At 46.6% G+C, this 21473-nt stretch carries 13 protein-coding genes; 4 read left to right on the forward strand and 9 right to left on the reverse strand.

Annotation, left to right across the window (positions count from 1 at the left end; all coding sequences use genetic code 11):
• Positions 1-204: integrase core domain-containing protein (locus tag HGH91_RS07550; RefSeq protein WP_168737888.1), on the forward strand; the 204-nt coding region annotated here is incomplete at its 5' end.
• A gap of 56 nt (positions 205-260) precedes the next feature.
• Here the strand turns inward: HGH91_RS07550 and HGH91_RS07555 are convergent.
• Complete coding sequence (locus tag HGH91_RS07555; protein WP_168737889.1) at positions 261-2459, reverse strand: hypothetical protein; 2199 nt, start codon at positions 2457-2459, stop codon at positions 261-263.
• A gap of 379 nt (positions 2460-2838) precedes the next feature.
• Between HGH91_RS07555 and HGH91_RS07560 the strand changes: the two genes are divergently transcribed.
• Positions 2839-3522 (forward strand): response regulator transcription factor, encoded by a 684-nt coding sequence (locus HGH91_RS07560; protein ID WP_079471020.1) that lies wholly within the window; start codon positions 2839-2841, stop codon positions 3520-3522.
• 199 nt (positions 3523-3721) lie between these two features.
• Complete coding sequence (locus tag HGH91_RS07565) at positions 3722-4771, forward strand: sensor histidine kinase (RefSeq protein ID WP_168737890.1); 1050 nt, start codon at positions 3722-3724, stop codon at positions 4769-4771.
• Between the two features lie 72 nt (positions 4772-4843).
• Here the strand turns inward: HGH91_RS07565 and HGH91_RS07570 are convergent, their stop codons facing one another.
• The gene (locus HGH91_RS07570) at positions 4844-6172 is read right to left on the reverse strand and encodes a porin (RefSeq protein ID WP_247651687.1); all 1329 of its coding nucleotides are present in this window, start codon (positions 6170-6172) and stop codon (positions 4844-4846) included.
• A gap of 157 nt (positions 6173-6329) precedes the next feature.
• Between HGH91_RS07570 and HGH91_RS07575 the strand changes: the two genes are divergently transcribed.
• On the forward strand, positions 6330-7250 hold the full coding sequence (locus tag HGH91_RS07575) for a helix-turn-helix domain-containing protein (protein WP_168737891.1): 921 nt from the start codon (positions 6330-6332) through the stop codon (positions 7248-7250).
• A 1-nt stretch (position 7251) separates the two neighbouring features.
• Here HGH91_RS07575 and HGH91_RS07580 read toward each other — a convergent pair whose 3' ends face one another.
• From HGH91_RS07580 to HGH91_RS07610, 7 genes are all read right to left on the reverse strand, one after another.
• On the reverse strand, positions 7252-8736 hold the full coding sequence (locus HGH91_RS07580) for an MBOAT family O-acyltransferase (RefSeq protein WP_168737892.1): 1485 nt from the start codon (positions 8734-8736) through the stop codon (positions 7252-7254).
• Positions 8723-10006 (reverse strand): GDSL-type esterase/lipase family protein, encoded by a 1284-nt coding sequence (locus tag HGH91_RS07585; protein ID WP_168737893.1) that lies wholly within the window; start codon positions 10004-10006, stop codon positions 8723-8725. The genes HGH91_RS07580 and HGH91_RS07585 overlap by 14 nt, the downstream gene beginning before the upstream one ends.
• Positions 9981-11384, reverse strand: a complete 1404-nt coding sequence (locus HGH91_RS07590) for a hypothetical protein (RefSeq protein ID WP_168737894.1) — start codon at positions 11382-11384, stop codon at positions 9981-9983. The genes HGH91_RS07585 and HGH91_RS07590 overlap by 26 nt, the downstream gene beginning before the upstream one ends.
• A gap of 21 nt (positions 11385-11405) precedes the next feature.
• Complete coding sequence (locus HGH91_RS07595; protein WP_168737895.1) at positions 11406-11981, reverse strand: glucosaminidase domain-containing protein; 576 nt, start codon at positions 11979-11981, stop codon at positions 11406-11408.
• A 312-nt stretch (positions 11982-12293) separates the two neighbouring features.
• Entirely contained in the window at positions 12294-14042 is a 1749-nt protein-coding gene (gene aspS / locus HGH91_RS07600; RefSeq protein ID WP_168737896.1) for an aspartate--tRNA ligase, read from the reverse strand.
• A gap of 144 nt (positions 14043-14186) precedes the next feature.
• A complete protein-coding gene (locus tag HGH91_RS07605) occupies positions 14187-15221 on the reverse strand; it encodes an NAD(P)/FAD-dependent oxidoreductase (RefSeq protein WP_168737897.1) in 1035 nt (344 codons plus the stop codon).
• A gap of 73 nt (positions 15222-15294) precedes the next feature.
• Complete coding sequence (locus tag HGH91_RS07610) at positions 15295-21330, reverse strand: alpha-2-macroglobulin family protein (RefSeq protein WP_168737898.1); 6036 nt, start codon at positions 21328-21330, stop codon at positions 15295-15297.
• Positions 21331-21473 lie beyond the last annotated feature (143 nt).

The raw sequence follows: 21473 nt of genomic DNA on the forward strand, positions 1-21473 counted from the left end.
GATCCTTATGAAAATGCCCTGGCTGAAAGAATGAATAAAACAATTAAAGAGGAATTTTTTCCCGACAGGCCTTTTAAAAGTAAAGAGTTGGCCATAAAGGCCACAGCGCAGGCTGTCACTCTTTATAATCAATACAGACCGCATCTGGCCCTTAAACTTAAAACACCAGGTCAGGTCCACGAACAAAAAATCCCGGTCATCTAATGACGACCGGGAATATCTTTAAATCTGTCAACCTATTTCAGGACGACACATTTAGCTTACTTTTTCTCGTCCTTCATCACCTGTTTGTAAGCCTTAATGAAAATAGCGCCCAGGTTTTTATGCGGTGGCACATAATCGCTGAAAAGCTCTTTATTCCGTGCATCTCCTGCAAATCTTTTGGTGAGAGCAGCCCACATCTGCACCCAGTCAACGTTTTTACCCGCGCGTACCTGGTCTTCCAGCGTATGGATGATCGGTTCATTTACAAAACGGGTACCTACCTGTTTGGAAGAAATAATATGCGCTTCGGGCGATTTCTCCAATACGGTAGCCAGGTTATGGTAACCTCCGCAGGAGCCCAGCATCACAATCTTGGCAGAGCTTTGCAGGTTCTCCAGGGTAGTATTGATATGGTAGCTATGGCCACGGTGAATAAAGATGCTCGGGTGAATATCATTTTCATCCAGGTAGTCCGACAGCTTGGCAATCGCTTCTTTATCACCCGGTTCATCTATCGGCAAATTCGCATAGATCACGGTAGGCTTGCCTTTGAGAGAAGAAATAGTAGCCCAGTATTTATTCTTGGTTACTCTCCATTCGGAAGACGGGAAATTGGTCATGAAGCTGGAAAATGATTCCTGCCCATCCTTATCTCCATAGAAAAATACCTGCTGGAATACCTTCCCACTATCGCTTTCCAGGCCGTTGTAGGCCACGAAGTTGATTGGCGGCAGCTGAAATTTGCTGGCCATATCGGTGGCTTTAGATGAGTCGTTTTCCGTTTTGGACTCGGTTTCAAAGAGGCTGCTGAGCAACTGGTAGATCACCGTACCCCGCTTATCTTTATGGCGACTTACATACGCCAGGTTCTTTTTTACTTCGGCCCGCAGGAAGTCGAGCAGTTGCTCATCGCGGATACTGCCAAAAGAATTGGCTACATCCACCGCGTCTTCCAGGTCTTCCGTTTTCTCCAGGTTCTGTACATATTTCTGCATCAGGTAATTGGAGTTTTCCGGCGCCATTGATTTCAGGAAATTATCGAGGGTATTGAAACCCGCTGCCATAGCGATAAACTTCTTGAAACGGTCGAAATTCACCATCACCAGCAGGCTGTCGCCACGGGGTGGCTTCATACGCAGCATCATCTGGTCGTATAAACCTGCGTTGTTATGGTTGGTGTAGCTGGAAGTATAAAGTTCTTCCTGGCCGTTGATGATGAGATAATACAGTTCTTCGGGGGTAAAGTTTTTAACGATAGCAAAACGCACCGGGGCGGATTCTTCGTGCAAATCGTTTACCTCGCGGATATACAGCAGTGATTTGGCCAGCATATTTTCCATCATCGCTTTCAGCCCGTAGGGTGTTTTCCCTTCGCTTTTCAATTTCTGCAGGGCGATGGTAGATTTTACCATTTGCTTGTAGTACTGGTAGTCATTGCTGACAATGGGTTCCAGCTTTTCTACGGTAGTAGTGCCGGCCAGCAGTTCGTCCAGGAAAGGCAGTATTTTGGTGCTCTGGGGAGATTGACCAATACGCACAATCTGTTGTACGATAGGATCCTGGTTACGTTTAATGGCGTTGGCCATAGGCGTATAAGAAGTAGCGTAGGTAAGCACCTGGTTGGGATACTTCCGGGCTACGGCAGCCACAATGGAATCGGTGCCCGGGAAGTCCAGGTATTCCGATAGTTTGGGCATGATAGTTTCCAGGTTACCGTAAGCGTATTTGGCAAACACTTCTCCTTTGGCATCTTTATAACCAGGATTATCCTGGAAGGATTCAATCATTCGTTCAGCACCGTCGAAGGAAAGGTTTTTTACGAAAGGCGCAATGCTCTGGCCTTTGATATCGGCGTGCATCATATCGCGGAAAGCGGTTACCATGGCGGGAGCTTCTTCCGGATCAATTTTATGACGGGCGCGTTTTGTGTTATAATCTTTCAGCATTATATAGATGCCGGAGAGGTATTTTACTTTCAGGCGGTGATCCAGCGCATCATTATCTTCAATCTCCTGCTGCATGTTGTCTACTTCTTTCAGGAGCGCGTTGGTTACCTGCAGGTTGGTTGTCTGATCGTCTGATACTTTAACAAAATCATCGGCTTTACCATCAAATTTGGCTGCGGCGGCCTGTTCTTTGTCGATGTTATCATGAAACCCCTGTCTGCTGATTGGAATCGGATGATGACTACTCTGCGCCATTAACGAACTGGCTGCAAATACTGCCAGTGCAAAAAATAATAAAAATCGTCTCATACTAAAGTGATCTTTTCCCGTGGGACCAGATAGCAAATTTACAACCAAAATACAGAGTTTGCCAGTAGTGCCCGTTTATCTTTTGTTTTTAAGGAGAAATATATATTAATATTCTATCTATAACTAGCATAATTATCTAACGGGGCAGATTTATGCATTTTGGCGACCTTGAAAATAAAAATGTTTCATTGCGGTAACAATCACATCCATATGAATGAAAGATAATTACCATATTGAAGGGAGATTATAAATTCATGTACCTTGTGAATGGTCGCGGAAAACCAGGCTGATACTGAATTAACAATTTCATAATGTTAATTTTCCATTAATCACGGGGATGGCTTTATAATTTTGTCCCGTCTTTTTAAAAGCAAAATTTATGATAGACCAAGCGGTAGCAGGAAAAATACTGGTAGTAGATGACGAATTGGACATTCTGGAAATTATCAGCTACAATCTAAAAACAGCGGGTTATGATACCGTAACCGCCAAAGACGGCAGCGAGGCTATCCAGAAGGCTAAAATATTCAGACCGGATCTGATTATGCTGGATATCATGATGCCCAACAAAAACGGGATTGATACCTGTCGCGAAATCAGGAAGATCCCGGAATTCAAAGACACCATGGTACTGTTCTTGACCGCGCTGAATGATGAAAAATCGGAAGTAGATGGTTTGAACATGGGGGCCGATGATTACATTGCCAAACCCATTAAGCCCAAACTGCTGGTGAGCAGGATCAACGCATTGTTCCGCCGTTTGCACAAACCGGAAGAAACCCGTGTAACCCTCGGAGACCTGATCATTGATCGTGAGAAATTCACTGTTACCTACAAAGGACAGGAAATCATTCTGGCGAAAAAAGAATTTGAGTTACTGCAATTGCTGGCATCCAAACCGGGTCGTGTATTTCTGCGCAATGAAATCCTCAACCAGGTATGGGGTACAGAAGTAATTGTAGGCGACCGCACCATTGATGTACACATCCGCAAAATCCGCCAGAAAATTGGTATCGACTTAATCACTACCGTTAAAGGAGTAGGATATAAGTTCGAAATGTAAGCTGATGCCATCATTAGCTGTTGGCCTTTACTGTTAGCTGTTAGTATCACTATCAGCTATTGGTTTTTATTGGCCCTCCATCCCACCAAAACATCATCTTCCTGAAAGCTGAAAAGCTGCTGGGCTAAACTGATTTCCGTTGGCAAGTAAAAAATTTAAAGTAATTTCCCATTATTATACTAATTACTCACTTTGGAGTATGTTTAAAGCTAAAAACCTATCCCCGCAAAAACTGGCGGGATTTACAGCCCTGATAATATCAGCTGTTATAGCATTGGGAAGCCTGCTAATAGATGGCAACTGGAAGGTAATGTTGGGGGCATTTATACTTACGTTTCTTGTTTCCTACTACCTGTACCTCTACACGTTGCAGAACTTTATTTACCGTAAAATAAAGCTGATCTACAAGTTCATTTACCAAACCAAGGCATCCAAGCGGGAGGAGTTTTTCCAGAAAAATATACTTCCCCTGAAAACCATTGAAGAGGTAAGTGAAGACGTGGAAAAATGGGCCAGTCAGAAAAAAGAAGAGCTGGAGAACCTGCGCCGGAACGAAGAATTCCGGAAAGAGTTCCTGCTCAATCTTTCTCATGAATTGAAAACGCCCATCTTCGCCGTACAGGGCTATATTCACACCTTGCTGGATGGGGCGCTGGAAGACCCAAACGTGAATAAATTATTCCTGAAAAATGCCACCAAAAATATTGATCGCCTTTGCCGCCTCATCGATGACCTGGATGAAATATCCAAACTCGAAAGCGGTGAAATGACTATCAATGCAGAAGTATTCGTTATCCAGGACCTGATCAAGGATGTATTTGATACCTTGTCTCTGAAAGCCAATACCAAAGGCATAAAATTCAGCATCAAAAAAGGCTGTGAAGCGCCACAGCCCGTGTTTGCAGATAAAGAGAAAATCAGGCAGGTGCTGATCAACCTGGTAGACAACTCTATTAAATATGGTAAACCTGATGGCCACACCATTGCCAGCATTTACAGCATGGACGGCAAAAGGGTACTGGTAGAAATATCTGATGATGGCATCGGTATGGCAGAAGAACATCTGCCTCGTGTATTTGAACGTTTTTACCGCACCGACCGCGCGCGCAGCCGCGATATAGGTGGTACCGGTCTTGGCCTGGCCATTGTAAAACATATCGTAGAGGCGCATGACCAATCTATTACTGTTCGCAGCAAACCTGAAATAGGCAGCACTTTCGGCTTCACGATGGAGTCTGGAAGAGAATAAATTTCTCGCGAAGGCGCAAAGCAGCAAAGGAAATATCTTTGTTTCTTTGCTACTTTGCGTCTTGGCGAGAAATTAAAACCGGTACTGCATCCTGCAGGTCAGCACATTATCTTTCAAATCGTTGGTATACCCCTCCAGTGCTGTTTTTTCATTGGTAACCCAGTCATAATAAAACATAAACTTCAGGTGTTCGTTGGCGTAATACAGATAGCCAACTCCCAAAGTATTATAGCGTATATCTGCGGCTGTTAGTCCTGATCCTGGTACGCCGATATCTTTCCCGCTCACCTTTTTATTGGGGTCATACCAATCGTATTTTACCACCAGCTGATGCTGTTCACTGGCCAGGTTTTGCAGGAAATACAGGTAGGCGCCATCAAAACTGCGGATATATAGCGGTGCATATTTTCCCTGGGGCGTAAGCGGGATAGCACCCGGTGTTTCGGTTGTTTGCGCCGTAGCGGTTTGTTGTCCCCGGATATACTCTGCCCTGAACTGGGTGCTACCCCTTCCCGGACCATTCGGAATTTTTACCTGTATATCTGCGCCATAATAATGGCGCGGCGCAATTTTCCCGGCATTGGCTACACTGGAATCCACCAGGTAACCCGGTTTACCGTTTACCGTCCCCATGGTATTGATATAGTTCGTAAACTGCTGCATGCCCCCATACAATACGGATACACCGCCCGACACCAGGGTTTTCGAAGCTCCTATTTTCTGAGGCTTGATGGCAATACGCCCTATAATGTCTTTATGGCTGTCGAAATCGGTAGTAGCAGTCAGTCCCTGCCCGTTAAAGGCGCCGAGATCGATTTTTAAGAACCGTAACGGATGGTCTTTTCGCCGGGGCTCAAAAGAGATCATGGCGCCAAGGTCGCGCTCCGTTTTCATCAGTATCTGCGACATACGCCCTCTCTCCGGGGTTTCACGGTCGCCCGATGACAGGTTTACCTCATAGCCGAAAGGGCGGGCAAACATCCCTCCCACCAGCGATAATACATTGAATTTGGTTTCAAAGAAGCGGCCGTAGAAGTCGCGGATAAACACCCCCCGCTCACTTCCGTCAAACTGGAAAGCAAACTGTACAACCGGCATGCCTTGCTTATCATACCGTTCATAATCCACGCGGATACGGCCACGGCGAAGTGTAAACCGGTTATCAACGGCAGCGCCAAAATCACCTCCTGCGTAGCTGGCAGCTCCTTTCGACTGTGCCATCTGGAATTGAGGCTGGATATAGCCGCTAAACCGTAGCGCATCATACTTCTGGTAAATGGAAATCATCCCCTTCCCCAGCTCAGAAGTGGTATCTATCATATCCATCAGGAATTGCGCCCGGGCGCCCATACTGGATAACAACATCAAAAGAACAACTGGCAATATTCTGGCTACGCGCATCTCGTTTTTAAATTATTGCGCAAAAGTAGATAATTAACCATTATTTAATAATGCTGTCTAAATGTTAAGCGCTCGTTAATACACTCCTGTTCTGCCGGGCCCCGCAAACCAGATTATCATTCTGACTAGATTAGAATCACCTTCCAAATATGCCAATATGAAAACTTCCACCATTACCCACTGGGAAAAGAAGATTGAACACGCCATCGCTTTATCGCATGATGATCCTTATGGAGAGCGGGATGTCAGGATGGTAGCCGCTATGATTGCCGAATCATACGACAACTTCTCGCATAAGTTTGTGGAAATGTACGGTGAATCTTATGTTCACTTTGCTAAAAGAAGGCGACTGGAAGCTGGCGCCGGCTACCTGCGGCACAGCGGCTTTGGCGTAAAACTGGTGGCAGAAATGTGTGGATATACGCATTCCAGCTTTACCAAGGGCTTCCGGGAACTGTATAACGAATCTCCTGTCAGTTTCCGTGACCGGCTGTACTTACCCAATGAAGCTTACACACTGGAAGAAACGTCGAGGGCCACCACACCCCACAACGATCCGCAGCATCTCATTTTTTCCATAGACAGAACGCTGGATGTAAGTCTGCCGGATTATACCCTATACTACAACATACTGCCGCAAAACAATAACCCGATAAAAAGCATGGTAGAGTATATGGACCGGTACCAACGGGAACTGCATACCATCAATGCGGTGCTGCAACTGTCGGGCGCCATGGTAATTACCGGCACATTGGATGTGGTGCCTGTTACCTCTTATAGTAAAATGATGATGTATGTGGGCATCCTTGTGCCCATGGAAAGTGCATATGACAGGGCACATCGGCAGATGCAGCTCACCTTCCAGGAATCACATGGCCTGTATACCAAAATGATTCCCGGAGGTAACTATAAAAAATTGCCGGTACCCATGAGCTTTGTTGCCGCCGGCCTGCCCATGTACCAGTTTATTAACACCAGCTGCAGGTCCGGGCACTTCAAAATGAGTGGCAACCATTTCTTTATTTCGCTCACCGGAATCGATCATTGTGAGATCTTCATTCCCTGGCAAAAGCGTTGAATTAAAACTGGAAATAGATCGGGATCATGGGTTGGGTACTCTTTACCTGCACCAACAGCCATATGAATACCACCATAATGGCTACACTGCCCACCACTGGTACTCTTCCGAGAAATTTCTCCAGGGAGAATTCCACCCTGGATGGCAGGAAGTGTAATACAAAACCCAGTACCATTACCCAGAATACGGCGGTATACCCCTGGTATAGTTCCATCGCTATTTCCGGTTGGAAGTCGTATGCCACCTGGTGCAACAGCGACCACGCATCGTGGAACGTAGCGGCCTTGAAAAATACCCAGCAGAAACATACAAAGTGGAAAGTAATGAGTACACCTATTATTTTAATGAGGGTGGCTTTCCAGCCTGTTATCACTTTTTTACGTTTTTTCAGCCAGTCAATGCGCACTTTGTCAATGGCCAGGGCACTGCCGTGCATAGCTCCCCAGAATATAAAATTCCAGCTTGCACCATGCCAGAAACCGCCGATTAACATGGTGAGCGCCAGGTTGATATACTGACGCACTTTCCCCTTACGGTTACCTCCCAATGGAATATAGAGGTAATCGCGCAACCAGCTCGACAATGAAATATGCCAACGGCGCCAGAACTCTGTGATCGAGGAACTCTGGTAAGGCGAGTCAAAGTTAGGCGGGATCTTGAAGCCGGTCCACCGGGCGATACCCAGCGCCATATCAGAATAACCGGAGAAATCGCAATAGATCACCAGGGCATAACCATACACGCCTATCAGGCACTCCAGGCCAGTATGCTTACTGGGATCGTCAAAAATATATTGTACAAAGTTCTGGTAGATAAAGTCAGATATTATGATCTTCTTAAACAAACCACCCATAATCAGGTACATCCCCTTCCCGATGTCTTCTGAGGTAAGACGATAGGGCATGGAAATCTGCGGAATAAAATCTGCCGCACGCACAATGGGGCCCATCATCAGCTTCGGGAAGAAAGACAGGAAGAAAAGATAATCCATGAAATTGTTTACCGGCTTGATTTCTCCGCGATATACGTCAATCGTATAGCTGAGGTTCTCAAAGGTATAGAAGGAAATCCCTATGGGCAGGATCAGGCTTAATGGGTGAATATGCCCGGCAGTAACATCGTTGATAATACCGATAAAGAAGTTGGTGTACTTGAAATAAAACAGCAATCCTATATTCAGCAGAATACTAAATATGAGCAACGATTTCTTTACTTTTTTATCACTACTATGGTAAATCCATCGCGACAAATTAAAGTCGACGATGGCAGACAGGATAACCAATCCCACATAATAGCCGCAGGCTTTATAGAAAAAGTACAGGGAAAACACGGTATACACCCATACCCTGGCGGTTTTGCTCCTGCTGGCCAGCAGGTAGCACATCATGAATAAAGCAAAGTAATAAAAGAAGAAACCGCTGTTAAAGAGAACCGGATTTTTCTCGTCGTACAACAGTTCTGACAACAACTCATTAACGCTGATCATTGGAGATAACTGGATTTTTCTTGGTTTGCTGTAAGTAATGTGTGTAAGATTGTTGCAGGGCTTCGTATAGTAACTGGCCCTGTTGCTGGTATCCTCTCACATTAAAATGAATATGGTCTGGCGCCCATGCCCCTGCAAATCTATCCTTCTGCGCTTTATTTACCGCATTAAAATTCCAGCAGGCAAGCCCGTGTTGACGGGCATATCCCATAATCTGCTGGGTAACCATTGAAATATATGGATTGGGATAATATACGGTATGGTATATCGTCTTATATTTTCTTTTCCCTACTTTCTTCCTCACTCCTTTCCTGCCGGCGCGCATACAATCGGGCGGCGTGGTGAGGAGAATACGGGCAGCAGGATTTTGTTCCCTGATCAGGGTAACTGTTCTGTCTATTTCATCTCTGAAGGCCAGCGGATCCATCCTGCCCCCATAAGCTTCATTTGTACCCAGGGAGATGATAACCAGCTGTGGTTTCAGCACCGCCATCTGCGCCAAAAGCGTATTATCAAATTCGTTGTATTGCTGGTACATGGCGCCGTTAATTCCTATACTATTGTATAGTACGCCCGGGCGACCGTTTTTCATGACCGCACCAAAAAAGCGGAATGGCCCGTTGCCTGTACCTTCCCACCTTACCTGGAATGAGTTGACGGTTTGAGGGAAATGAAGGGTAGCCATACTGATGGTGGGCGAACCAGGAAACGGCGCGGGGGTCACCGTCACCGTAGCATCGGGCGCCACCACTGTATTGTTGGTGTTACCGGCATCATAAAACAGTTCTACCTCACGGAAGTTATTATCCATACTGCCATCTGGTTTTCCGGAGAAAGCCAGGTTAGGCGCATCATTGAGGGAAGTGATCACAATAGCGCCCGGGCCGAGTACGCTCGACTTATTCCGGTCTACCACTCTCTCCGACGACCATCTTACGAAGCTGTTCCATTTAAAGTCTTCCGGTCCATTGGTGCCTGCCAGGCTATAGGGAAATACATATCCCCTGCCAGCGTAGCCAAACTGTTGTTGCAGCAGGGAAGCTGTGGCCAATGGAAAATAGCCTGCCTGCACATGGGAATCACCCAGGTGAAGAATAGATATTACACTACTGTCTGCAGCGGAAAGGGAATGAAAAACGCTAAACAGTGCAGTATCCTGCTGAATATTGTTAACGTTTACCTGTTGTGCATAAGTTGTTGTAATACCGGCGAGCAACAGCGAAAGCACTGCCACCCATTTTTTGTTAAGGTTGTGCCAGCCTGTATTCATTCATAATAGCTTTATAAAGCAGCGCTCCTACTTTGGCTGCTCCTGTTCTGTTAAAGTGTGTATAGTCTTTGTTGGCCATGACGGTATCGCCCTCTACCCACTTTACCATAGAACCATCGCCACCCATGGCAGCGTATAGGTTCCAGTAGGCGGTACCATGGCTTGCAGCCAGGTCATGTTGCACCTGCAACAATGCAGGTACCCCTGGTGCAGTGATATATTTATCAGCTTTGCGGTAAGATTTATCTGCTGTACCGATAATCAGGAAAGAAGTACCTGGCAAGTCGTTGCGCAGGGAATCCATTACCTTTTTCATCGGCCGCTCATACCAGCTATAATCTGTCAATTCCGGGCGGAATAATACGTTGGCGCCGTAGTGCATCACTACCAGGTCGTAAGGGCGTTCCCGTTGCATGCGGCGTACCATGTCGGCCGACAGGTGCCCCAGTTCTACCCCGCTGATTCCCCTGAAGGAGTAGTTATCTACATAAACACCATTTCCATTTTCAAAACAAACGCCATAGAAAGGCATCGCGCTACCGCTGTAACGCAACATCAGCGAAGGTTGCGCGGTATCCTGCTCCAGGTCCAGCCTGTTCACCGTTTCATTACCGGAAAGCGTATAGGCTTTATCGTTAATGGTAACGGTTCCGGAAGCTACGGGGCCATATAACAGGGATATATCCTGGAATTTGTCGAGCAATGGCTTTTTCACGGGCGAGTATTTCACCCAGCTGTTTCCACCCGGGTAAAAGGTATGCCCCGACAGGCCCAGCGTGATATTAGAAGGGGGTGAATTTTTATAGTGATAATCCTTCCAGTCGGTAGAAAAGGTGTGCGTGATGGTGGTTCTGAAAGAAGCTACCACGGAGGTAACCGGTACAAATCCAACGCCGGCACCGCCAAAGAAATGTTGCAGGCTGTCGCGCAGGTCACCGGTGATCAGGTCTCCTTCAATCATAGAGTCGCCGAAATAGGCAATCCGTACTTTACGGCGTTTACCGGATTTCAGTTCGCGAAGCGCGTTAAAGAAAAGCTGCATACCAGCGGAGCTATCGCCGGGAACCGGGGAAGGATATTCCATGATACCGGCATACGACATGAAGTCATGAGCATGATCGGGGTTGGGTACATGGGGATTGGCAGCTCCGGCGCTGCTGTCTAAACCAGAAAGCTTACTGTTGCCTTTGCCGGCAGCAGTAAGCTTTTGATTGTTTGTGGAAGCTGAATCTGTTTTCAGATCCGACAACAAATCCAGTTTCCTGAATTGAAAGTCTTTATATGATAAGCGGTAGTTCAGTTGTGACAGTCCTACCAGGCATCCGAGCGTTCCAATGATAATATAAAACGGGTAGGCAGACTTATTTTTGCCGGACATAGTTTATAATAGGTTAGCGCATCACTGTTCGCCTGTTGGCGGCATGCCTACGGTTAACCATTGCTTGGAGTCCGTTGCCACGCTATCCATATTTGCGTCCAGCTTATACAATTTATAGCGGTTAATAATATTCGTCACTCTTCTGATCCATTCATGGCCGGCGGAAGAATAACCGCTATGGTTCATTTTTTTGAGCCAGGCGGAAAATTCGGGGTTTCCTTTCATTTGACCGAACCATTTTTTACTGGCCAGCAGCTCCGCAAAATGCTCGTAGGAAGCCAGGTCAGTAACATATTGTTTGTATACGGAGCGGTGTCCGGACTTGGTCTTTGCCAGGTCGTTCTTGCCCACAATACCAAAGTGGTTATGCAATAATTTAGCATTTCTGCTGGTACCGGTGCCAGATTCCAGCATGGCAATTCCGAGGATAACGCTTGCCGGTATACCGGTTTCCTGCATGATCTCTACGGATACTGGTTTAAATTTCTTCAAATAATTGGTTGTCGATTGTTGAGCAAACCCAACATTGCTGAGCATGAGCAATAGTAACACCGCACCTGACCATACTGTCCGCTTCAAGAATGTAGAAATTCTCATCGTAGTATTTTTTGTTGGTGATAGTTTTTTCTTTGTTTTCAGCATCATTTTCTTCCTCACATATCAACGATGATCACATCGCAATATTACTTTAAAAAATTTGATAATATCTCTTCTCTCTGGTTCTTTTCTCTCGTTAATCTCTTGTTAAAAAATATTGTCCCTATATTAGTGTTAATCCCCTTTGATGCAGCAAATTGCCATATCAAAGGGGATTTTTAGCTACGAAGCCCTCTTCTTGCAAAGACTATGCCGGTAAGTCCGTTTTTACGGTAGAGGCCGTTACGGTTTAGTTAAACCCACCTCTAAAAATTACTTAACCAGGCTGATCTTTAACTCATTAAGCTGCGCTTGATCAATTTCACTAGGCGCATCCATCATTACATCGCGACCGGAGTTGTTTTTCGGGAACGCGATAAAGTCACGGATGCTTTCACTACCACCCAACAGCGAACACAGGCGGTCAAATCCGAGTGCGATACCTCCATGTGGTGGCGCACCATATTCAAATGCACCTAACAGGAAGCCAAATTTGCGCTCTGCCTCTTCATTACTCATTCCCAGGGCTGCGAACATCTTCTGTTGCAGATCGCGCTGGAAAATACGGATTGAACCACCACCGACTTCTGTACCATTTAAAACTATGTCGTAGGCGTTTGCCTTAATTTTAGCGTATTGTGAAGGATCGTCCATCAGGGCAATCTGCTCTGGCTTTGGCGACGTAAACGGATGGTGACGGGCCACCCAGCGTTTTTCTTCTTCGGCGTACTCAAACAGCGGAAAGTCTATTACCCACAACGGTTTAAACTCGTTTTTGTTGCGTAAACCAAGCCGTTCTCCCATCTCAAGGCGGAGCTCGCTCGCAGCTTTACGAGTACGCTCTTCCTTGCCGGCCAGCACCAGGATAAGGTCTCCGGGTTGTGCCTGACATTTTTGCGCCCATAATGCCAATTGTGACTCATCAAAAAACTTATCCACAGAGCTCTTCAGCGTTCCATCCGTGTTATATTTAACATAGATGAGACCGCTCATGCCAATCTGTGGACGTTTTACCCAGTCTGTTAGCTCATCCAGCTGTTTACGGGTATATTCAGCACAACCCTTAGCAGCAATAGCCACTACCAGTTCCGCTTCATCAAATACTTTAAAGCCCTTGCCTTTTACGGTATCGTTCAGGTTTACCAGCTTCATATCAAAGCGGATATCCGGTTTATCGTTACCATAATATTCCATAGCATCGTCGAAAGTCATTCTTGGGAATGGCTCATTGAACTCAAGACCTTTGATCTCTTTGAAGATATATTTCAACATAGCTTCAAAAGTGGTCAATATATCTTCCTGGTCTACAAAGCTCATCTCGCAGTCGATCTGCGTAAACTCCGGCTGACGATCGGCACGCAAATCTTCATCCCTGAAGCATTTTACGATCTGATAGTAACGGTCATACCCACTCACCATCAACAATTGCTTGAAAGTTTGGGGCGACTGTGGCAGTCCATAGAACTGGTTAGGGTTCATACGGCTGGGCACCACGAAATCGCGCGCACCTTCAGGGGTAGAGTTGATCAGGAAAGGTGTTTCCACGTCCATGAAACCAGCGGTGTGCAAATAATTACGTGCCGCACGGCCAATCTGGTAGCGGAGCTCCAGGTTCTGTCTTACCGCATTACGGCGCAGATCAAGGAAACGGTACTTCATACGCAACTCATCACCACCATCGGTATCATCCTGGATGGTAAACGGCGGCGTTTTAGCCGCGTTGAGGATAGTGAAATCGCTTACCGTGATTTCTATATCTCCTGTCGGAATATTCTTATTCTTATTGGAACGCTCTGTTACGGTACCTTTTACCTGGATAACAAACTCACGGCCCAGCGGCTGTGCATCCAGTTTAGCATTCAGGCTTTCGCCGAACAACAATTGCGTAATACCATACCGGTCCCGCAGGTCAAAGAAATTGATGCTGCCAAACTTTCTTACTGTCTGTATCCATCCGGCCAATGTTACTTCCTGGCCCACCTGTTCCATTCGTAATTCCCCGCAAGTGTGCGTCCTGTACATGCGTAAATAATTGATTTAGTGAGTTTTATGGTTGACATACGGAATAAGCTGTCTGCAAATGGCGACCACTATCCAGTTGTACACTTACACCCATAAGGGGGGCAAAGATACGGTTTGCATCGGGCATTTTATCCCGGGAGTATGTTAAAAATATCTGCGCAAGTCTACTTCCTGCATCAGTAGAGCATTTGCAACAAGCACTTCCTTGAAATGCGCTGCCATAAAAGGCGCCAGCGAGCAACCCTTCGTTCCAAGGCCGTTAAATATACCTATGGCGGGATACTCCGGGTGAAAACCGATAATAGGACGGCGGTCGTTTCCGGAAGGCCGTACGGCCGACAACTGATCAACTACCTCATATGGTACCTTTAATAACTGTTGCAGGCTCTTTTCCAGGATTTCCCGCTGCTTCGCCGTAGGCAGGTCATCTGTATAATCCCAGACAAAAGAAGATCCCGCCCAATATAATCCATCTTCCTGGGGCACCAGGGTAATGCCCTTCTTCAGGATATCATTGGTTACCAGTCCCGGTATCCTCACCAGCAGCACCTCCCCTTTATTGGGCAAAAACTTTACGTTTTTAAAGAAAGGCTCACCGGTAGTACCCACTCCATCGCAGAAGATCACTTTGCCGGCGCTGATGGTTTTATACGTTACACCGGTAGCTGTCATTTCCATCTCCACCGGGTCGAAGTGTTCTTCCAACAAAGCATCCTGTTCTGCCAGGTAACCGCGATAAGCGGGCAACAAGGCCCGAAGATTTACCGTAGCTCCCCGTACAATGGCAGCACCATAGGGCTGGTCCAGGAAAGCGTCATATTTTAGGGTAGTTGGCAGCTCCGTATATTCATTGCCGGTAGTCTTGTTCAGGAAAGCATCTCTCATTTGGGACGAGGGGAATACGGTCCATAGCTGACGTTCGGTGAAAACCGGCACCTGCAGCAAAGCCGAAAGCTGCAGATAAGTAGTTTTTGCAAACGGATAAATAGTATCATACATCCAGGCCGGCTCAAAACGACGGCCAGATACCGGGTTAATAATGCCGGCAGCCACCCGCGAGGCACTGTTGGGTTTGGCATCGTCAATAACAATTACCTTTTTCCCTGCCTGTAGTAAGAACCAACTCAGCATGGTTCCCGCAATTCCCTGTCCTATAATAAGGTAATCAGCTTTCCTCATGATGCTGCGAAGATATAAAAAGGGGATTTTACGGAAAACCGCAAAATCCCCTTTCCTGTAATTTAAGCTGATTTTATTCTGTCACCTTCACATTCAAACCTTCACTATGTGCCGTAAACTCCGGTGCATACATGCACTGTGCCTCACTGATGCCATTGGAATACCGGCCCTCATGTGTTACAAATAAGGCGTATTCAAACACATATGTACCTTTGGGCAAATAGCTGAAGAAGAAATCAGTAGATGCATCTTTGGTACTTTCATAATAACTCATACCATTCTGCCATTTGCTGGTACTGATTACATTGGTTGGCTCAAAACAAGCTGCCCGCATATCTTTCAGGTGAATGTATTCCATAGTCCTGTCAGCACGCAACACAATACGTACTTTCACTTTATCTCCCACTTTCAGTTCGTTGCCATCTGCAATCCTGGTGAGTACCGGCCCTTTGTCGCTGTTCACTTCTTTGTACAGTTCTTTTTCCAGAACCAACGGTGTTTTAGCCGTGGTAATCTTATCCAGCTCTTCAAAATACTGCCAGTATACAGCTCCCCAGGAAGGTTGTCCTTTGCTGTCTTGTACGGTTACACTGATATGTCCCATATCAGGCTTTACGGCTTTTCCATCAATCTTTTCCCTGAAGTAACCAGTGCCGGCTTCGGTGGCCGCTGGCTGTATGGTTTGCTTACCTAGTTGCAGCGTAACTTGTGGACTGGCAGCTAACCAGTTACTACCCTGCAGAAGCATGGCGTAGCAAGCATCGGCGGTAGCTTTAGTCGTAGACCAGTTATTGGTTTGCTTGTTTTTCAACAACCAGGTTTTCATATCGGCCACCGCTTTCTCATCTTTGCCAATCAGCTGAAATGCTTCTATCAGCAGTGCCTGTGTTTCAATAGGCGCCTGCTGCCAGCCATAACCAGCTACCACATCTTTCCAATACATACCCATTTCCGGGCTGGTTATCGCATTTTCTTTCAACGATTTTAATATAGCCGCCGGCGTTACCTTATCTCCTTTCCTGAACTGCGTCAGAGCTATCATGCCTTGTGCATAGCGTTCCTGCTTTGTCCACGCCATTTTTTCCTGGGCATAAAAGAAGTCGAAAGACTTTTTCATTGCCGCTGGCACGGGCTTATCGAAGAAGCTGCGGGCATACAGGTAGTGGATTTGCAGGTAGTTGATCTGTAGTGTTTTCAGATCTGCTTTTCTTTTGATAAGCTCATAGTAATCTTTATCTAATAATTTATCCAGGTAGTCAATGGCTTTATTGGCCATATTCGTGGTTACTGGGTCTTTTACAGTCGCCAGTTGTTGCAGGTGACCAATACCCGCTACTATGTACTGTGTAATAAATCTATCTTCCCACATGCCGGTAAACCAGGGGAAAGCGCCGCTGGGCAATTGTTTGGCAGCCAGTTTATCGAGAGAAGATTTACTTTCCTGTTTCATGCGTTGCAGATCAAACAACAAGGCGATATTTTTCTTCTGTTGCGCCTCGTTCTTTGCTTCCAGCACCCAGGGCGTTTGTTGCAGCAATACTGCTTTCAGTTCTTCATTCTTCTGCAGGTTGCTCTGCAATGCTGCGGTGTCGGTAGTTTTCCACTTTTCAAACACCGCCTTTAAACCTGGCGTAGCACCGGTAATGTATGTGGCAAGGGCATTGGCGTAATAGCGGTTAAACACCTGTTCCGCACATTCATATGGAAACTCCATCAGGTAGGGCAATGCTTGTACGGCATACCAGGCGGGATTGCTGGTATATTCTACTGTAACTGCATGCTGTACCAGTGTTTGGGAAGCATCGCTATGCAACAGTTTCTCAAAAGTAAAATCATGTTTTCCATCTCCTCTTACCGGTAAAGGCATTGCCTCTGTTACCAGCATCCGGTTGGTGAGCACCGGCAGGGCATTTTCTTCTCCATCGCTGAAATTGCCTGCCTGCGCGGTTACACGATATACCAGCGCACTTTGGAAACCATGAGGAATTTGCAATGGAAAACTTACCACAGTGCTTTGTCCCGGCTTAGCCGTGAAATGTTGCACAGGGAAGATGTTCTGGAACCATCCATCAACCGGCTGCATAGTAGTTGCATCCAACAATTCCAGGTGGGCCTGGCCTATCTGGAGGGTATCGGACAGGTTGCTCACTTTAGCGGTGAAGGTTATTTTATCCCCTTCGCGCACGAAGCGGGGCGCATTAGGCTGCACCATCAGCATTTTCTGCGTAACGATGCTGGCGCTTGTCATGCCGAATGCCAGTTCTTTGGTATGTGCCAGCGCCTGGAAGTTCCATTTGGTAAGGGCTTCCGGCACGGTGAACTCGAAAGAAATATTCCCGTCTTTGTCGGTGTGAAGATCCGGGAAGAAAAAGGCAGTTTCCTGGAAGTTTTTGCGAATGGAGGATGCAGGGGTTTCTGCTGGTGGAGCGCCGGCTGTATCCAGCATTTTCTTAGTACCATAGCCCACTTCTACTACCTCATTCAATTGGCGATCCATGGCAGGAGCGGCGGCAGGCGCTGGTGCCATCATTTTGGCATTTTCCATCATCACTCCCTGAGTATTTCTGGGTGCTATCGCCTTTCTGCGTATACCTCCAATCCCACCTGCCCATCCACCTCCGTCTGCCATGTTCCAATCAAACAGGTTCAACTCATCATATTCTTTTGACTCGGATGGATAGGATTTATCCGGACGGATATACAGCCCGGTAGATACCTCCATTTTAAAGTTTTCGCTGCCGTTGAAAGCCGAAGGTCTGGAAGCATAGGGATAAATACCTGGTATGGACCAGGCGCTATGGGCAAAGGCATCCAGCGATGCATCGTACATAGCGGCCAGCATTTCTGCAGCTACTTTCTCCCCTTTATTGCCGGAAATTTGGGCCGTCCATTTTTCTTTTTCGCCAGGCAACAGCTTATCGCGGTGCGTGCCCAATTTCACCTGCAGGTCCTTATTGCTCCAGGGCACGGCTATACCTGCTTCTGTAGTGAATATGCGGTTATCTTTTACAAAAACATAGTTGATTTGTTTGCCGCCTCTTTCTTTTTCGGTAATAGGATATTCCAGTTTTTTCATTCCGGCAAGATCCAGGCTAGTATGCACATCGCCATCCTCCACGGTTTGAGTGGATTGTAATATATTCAGGGGACCTGCACTCGTACCGAATAAGATGCTGGCGGTATTGCCCGGTTCTACAGTGGCTTCTGGCTGATATGTCCACAGGTAGGCAGGCGCCGGCAATACTTTGGTATTGGGGTCTACCAGCTCAAAAGTGGTTTTCTGCATTACCGTGTCATTATTTTTATCCAGGGTACTTACTTCCAGCTCGTAGAAACCAGGTTTCAACTTTTGGGTATTGAGCGCTAGATGACCATCTGGATTGCTTTTGATGGTTTCCTGCACAACGGGCGACAAGCGAGGCCAGGCAGCTGTTTCATCTTCATTTTTATAAATGTCTACCGGAAAAGCATTGATATAGTCCGCTTCGTCCATTACAAACTGGTCTGGTTTTTCCCAATAGCGGGGGCGTATCAGGCGCTTGTTGGGCGTAAGTGGTTTCAGTTGTACCTGCAGTGTAGCCGGCTCATAGCCACCATTCAGGTTTTTGGTGATAATCCTGATATCGGCCAGTTCTTTTTGCTGCATGCGCTCTGCGGTACGCAGCTCTATTTCCACGGATTGATAGCCTACACTCACAGATTGACCGGCACTGCGGGTTTCACCATTCAGATCTGTTACGTCTGCATGCACGTAGTAACTAAAAATAGGCTTGTTGGCCGGATCTACTGTTTTATCACTCAGCGCCGGGAATTTTACGGTAAATGCGCCATTGGCATCCGTAGTGGTTTCACCGTGTGCAATTTCACGGGAAGCATAAAAAGGAATAGGTTTCCAGTAAAACATCCATAGGTAGGGATAACGCACCTGGCGTTCTACCCGGTATTTTACTTTTGCCCCGTCGATGTTGTTTCCCGCGTAGGCGAGCGCTTTAGCAGTGGCAGTAACGGTGTCGCCTAAACGATAGCTTTCTTTCACGGAATCAAATGCTACATAAAACTTGGGCCGTTTATATTCTTCCACGCGAATAGCCAGGTTTCCTTTTCCCTTGGCCTCTTTCAGGTAGAAAATACCGTTCATCCGTCCTTCGGGCAAAACAAACTTCCCGGAGTAAGTACCATATTCGTTGGTGGTCAATTTCAGGGAGTCTACTTTGGTGCCGTTGGCATCATATAAATAGATACTGGACTGATAGCCGGTTTGAAGCTGGCTTTGTACCTCTTTTGCATGTTGCTTTATAACAATTCCTTTAAAGTAAACGGTTTGACCCGGGCGATAGATCCCCCGGTCGGCAAAGAGGTAATGATAGATGCCATCTGTATTGTTGTCGTAAGTATTATTATAGAAATACTTGTACTCATCTATATACAGCTCATCTGCACCATTTTTCCAGTGAGTGCGGATCTGTTGACCGTTGTTGGAATATTTGATTTTTACATTACCATTTTTATCGGTCACCAGGCTTTGCAGTAGCGTCCAGTTGTCCTGGTCATCGCGGTAGTTTCCTTTGTATACATCTACTGTTACTCCTGGCAAAGCCTTACCACTAGTGCGGTCCAGCGCGTAGTATTCGCTGTTGCCGCTGATATAGCTAATGTTTGATACCCAGGTCAACTGCATGGCCATGGGGTTATTGTTCAGCGCAAATGCAGGATCTACGCTGGACAGCAGCATATAATGTCCTGCCGGTAGTGCATCGATTTTAATCTCCGCTTTATGTAAGAGATAGTCGTTGGGGTTGGGCAGGGCTTGTTCCCATGATTTCAGCGCAGGCCGGGCCAGCGCCAGTTTCCAGTAAGCATTTTCATCGTTCCGGTAATTCTGCTGTGCTTTGCGTAGCTGTTTAAGGAATGCTTCATCCACCTTTACCATGCGGAGGTAGATTTTATCGATGTTCTTGTATTTAACCAGGGTCCTAAAGGGCAATGCTGGTACGTTGACCGCTTCCGTGGTCAGTTCCAGTGATTTTTCGTTCACCTGGTCCAGCATCTGGGCGCAAGCTACGCCACCGGCTGATTGAGGAGCCAGTTGCACGGCTTTCTCACAAATTTCCTTCGCTTTTTTGATGGCGGCTGCATTGGGTGCCTCTTCCTGTAGTCCTTCCTGCAGGTAATGAGCGGCCTGTAATTGCAGGATGGCTGTTACTTCCGGCTGGCCGGTATAGGCCTGGGCCATTTGGTCCAGCGCCTGCAGGTAAAGCCCGTCCTTGTTATCTATCACGGCTACCTGGCTCATATAGGTAATTCTTTCTGCGTCGATATCCAGCAGGGCGGCTTTATCTCCGGCATGCAGGCGGACGAGCTCCTGCAGGATCAACAGGGCATGATATTGCAAAGAGGCAGTATCCGTAGTAGTAAAGCGATGCGCGGCAAAAGTAGCTGCCGGGGCGAATGTTGCGGCATCCGTCAGCTCAAACTGGTTAACCGGGTTGGTGATAGCCGACTCGCCGGATTTAAAATACGCCAGGGCGCGATAGGCCAGCAAATCGTATAGCGTAGGCCGTAATGCGCGGGTATTGCCGGGTATGATAATGGGATCAAACTCACGGAGTGCAGTCTTTTCCAATAGCGATTTATCAGACAAAGAGGCCTCGTAAGCGGCGGTAATTTCCCGGTGTAGTTTTTCCATACCCCAGGTGGTGATATCTGTACCTTCATCGCCGGCGATAGCGGTGCGATTGTACAGCTGGTAGCGATGATACTCAAAATACCGGAGCAACATTTCTGCCTTGATACTTTGCAGGATCGCTTTCTGAGCGCCGGAGGTGGCAGCTATCTGCTTATCGATGCGCTGCATGTTTTCCAGGGTGCTGCTGTCTTTGATCTGGGCATTGTATTTCATTTGGTAGATCAGTGCTTTGATCTCCTGTACCGTTGCTTTGTCTTTTACAGCATGGGCATAAATATCGTTTGCTACTTCGAGTGCCGATTTAGGTAATCCCTTTTCTTCGAGGGTGGCGACTTTCTTCCAGGAGTTATCATAATTAAACTGGGCCATTATCTGAATGCTGCTAAAGATTAAAACAATGAATATTCCGATGAATAAACGCATAAAACCGTTATTTACATGAAGTAAGATACTTTTTAAAGAGATGCGGGTTTCTGTAAGGTTTCCATAAATGGGGGATAAAAAAAGGTGAAAAGTGATGGGATGATACCGCCTCACTTTTCACCTTTATATATTTTACCGGCAGA

Origin of the sequence: Chitinophaga eiseniae, assembly GCF_012641265.1 — a bacterium.
Lineage (GTDB): Bacteria > Bacteroidota > Bacteroidia > Chitinophagales > Chitinophagaceae > Chitinophaga > Chitinophaga eiseniae_A.

Bases quoted from the DNA above. Each gene is read 5' to 3' on its own strand.
- aspS (WP_168737896.1), bottom strand. From the start codon at position 14,042: ATGTACAGGACGCACACTTGCGGGGAATTACGAATGGAACAGGTGGGC.
- HGH91_RS07560 (WP_079471020.1), top strand. From the start codon at position 2,839: ATGATAGACCAAGCGGTAGCAGGAAAAATACTGGTAGTAGATGACGAA.
- HGH91_RS07565 (WP_168737890.1), top strand. From the start codon at position 3,722: ATGTTTAAAGCTAAAAACCTATCCCCGCAAAAACTGGCGGGATTTACA.
- HGH91_RS07580 (WP_168737892.1), bottom strand. From the start codon at position 8,736: ATGATCAGCGTTAATGAGTTGTTGTCAGAACTGTTGTACGACGAGAAA.
- HGH91_RS07575 (WP_168737891.1), top strand. From the start codon at position 6,330: ATGAAAACTTCCACCATTACCCACTGGGAAAAGAAGATTGAACACGCC.
- HGH91_RS07585 (WP_168737893.1), bottom strand. From the start codon at position 10,006: ATGAATACAGGCTGGCACAACCTTAACAAAAAATGGGTGGCAGTGCTT.
- HGH91_RS07555 (WP_168737889.1), bottom strand. From the start codon at position 2,459: ATGAGACGATTTTTATTATTTTTTGCACTGGCAGTATTTGCAGCCAGT.
- HGH91_RS07590 (WP_168737894.1), bottom strand. From the start codon at position 11,384: ATGTCCGGCAAAAATAAGTCTGCCTACCCGTTTTATATTATCATTGGA.
- HGH91_RS07605 (WP_168737897.1), bottom strand. From the start codon at position 15,221: ATGAGGAAAGCTGATTACCTTATTATAGGACAGGGAATTGCGGGAACC.
- HGH91_RS07595 (WP_168737895.1), bottom strand. From the start codon at position 11,981: ATGAGAATTTCTACATTCTTGAAGCGGACAGTATGGTCAGGTGCGGTG.
- HGH91_RS07610 (WP_168737898.1), bottom strand. From the start codon at position 21,330: ATGCGTTTATTCATCGGAATATTCATTGTTTTAATCTTTAGCAGCATT.
- HGH91_RS07570 (WP_247651687.1), bottom strand. From the start codon at position 6,172: ATGCGCGTAGCCAGAATATTGCCAGTTGTTCTTTTGATGTTGTTATCC.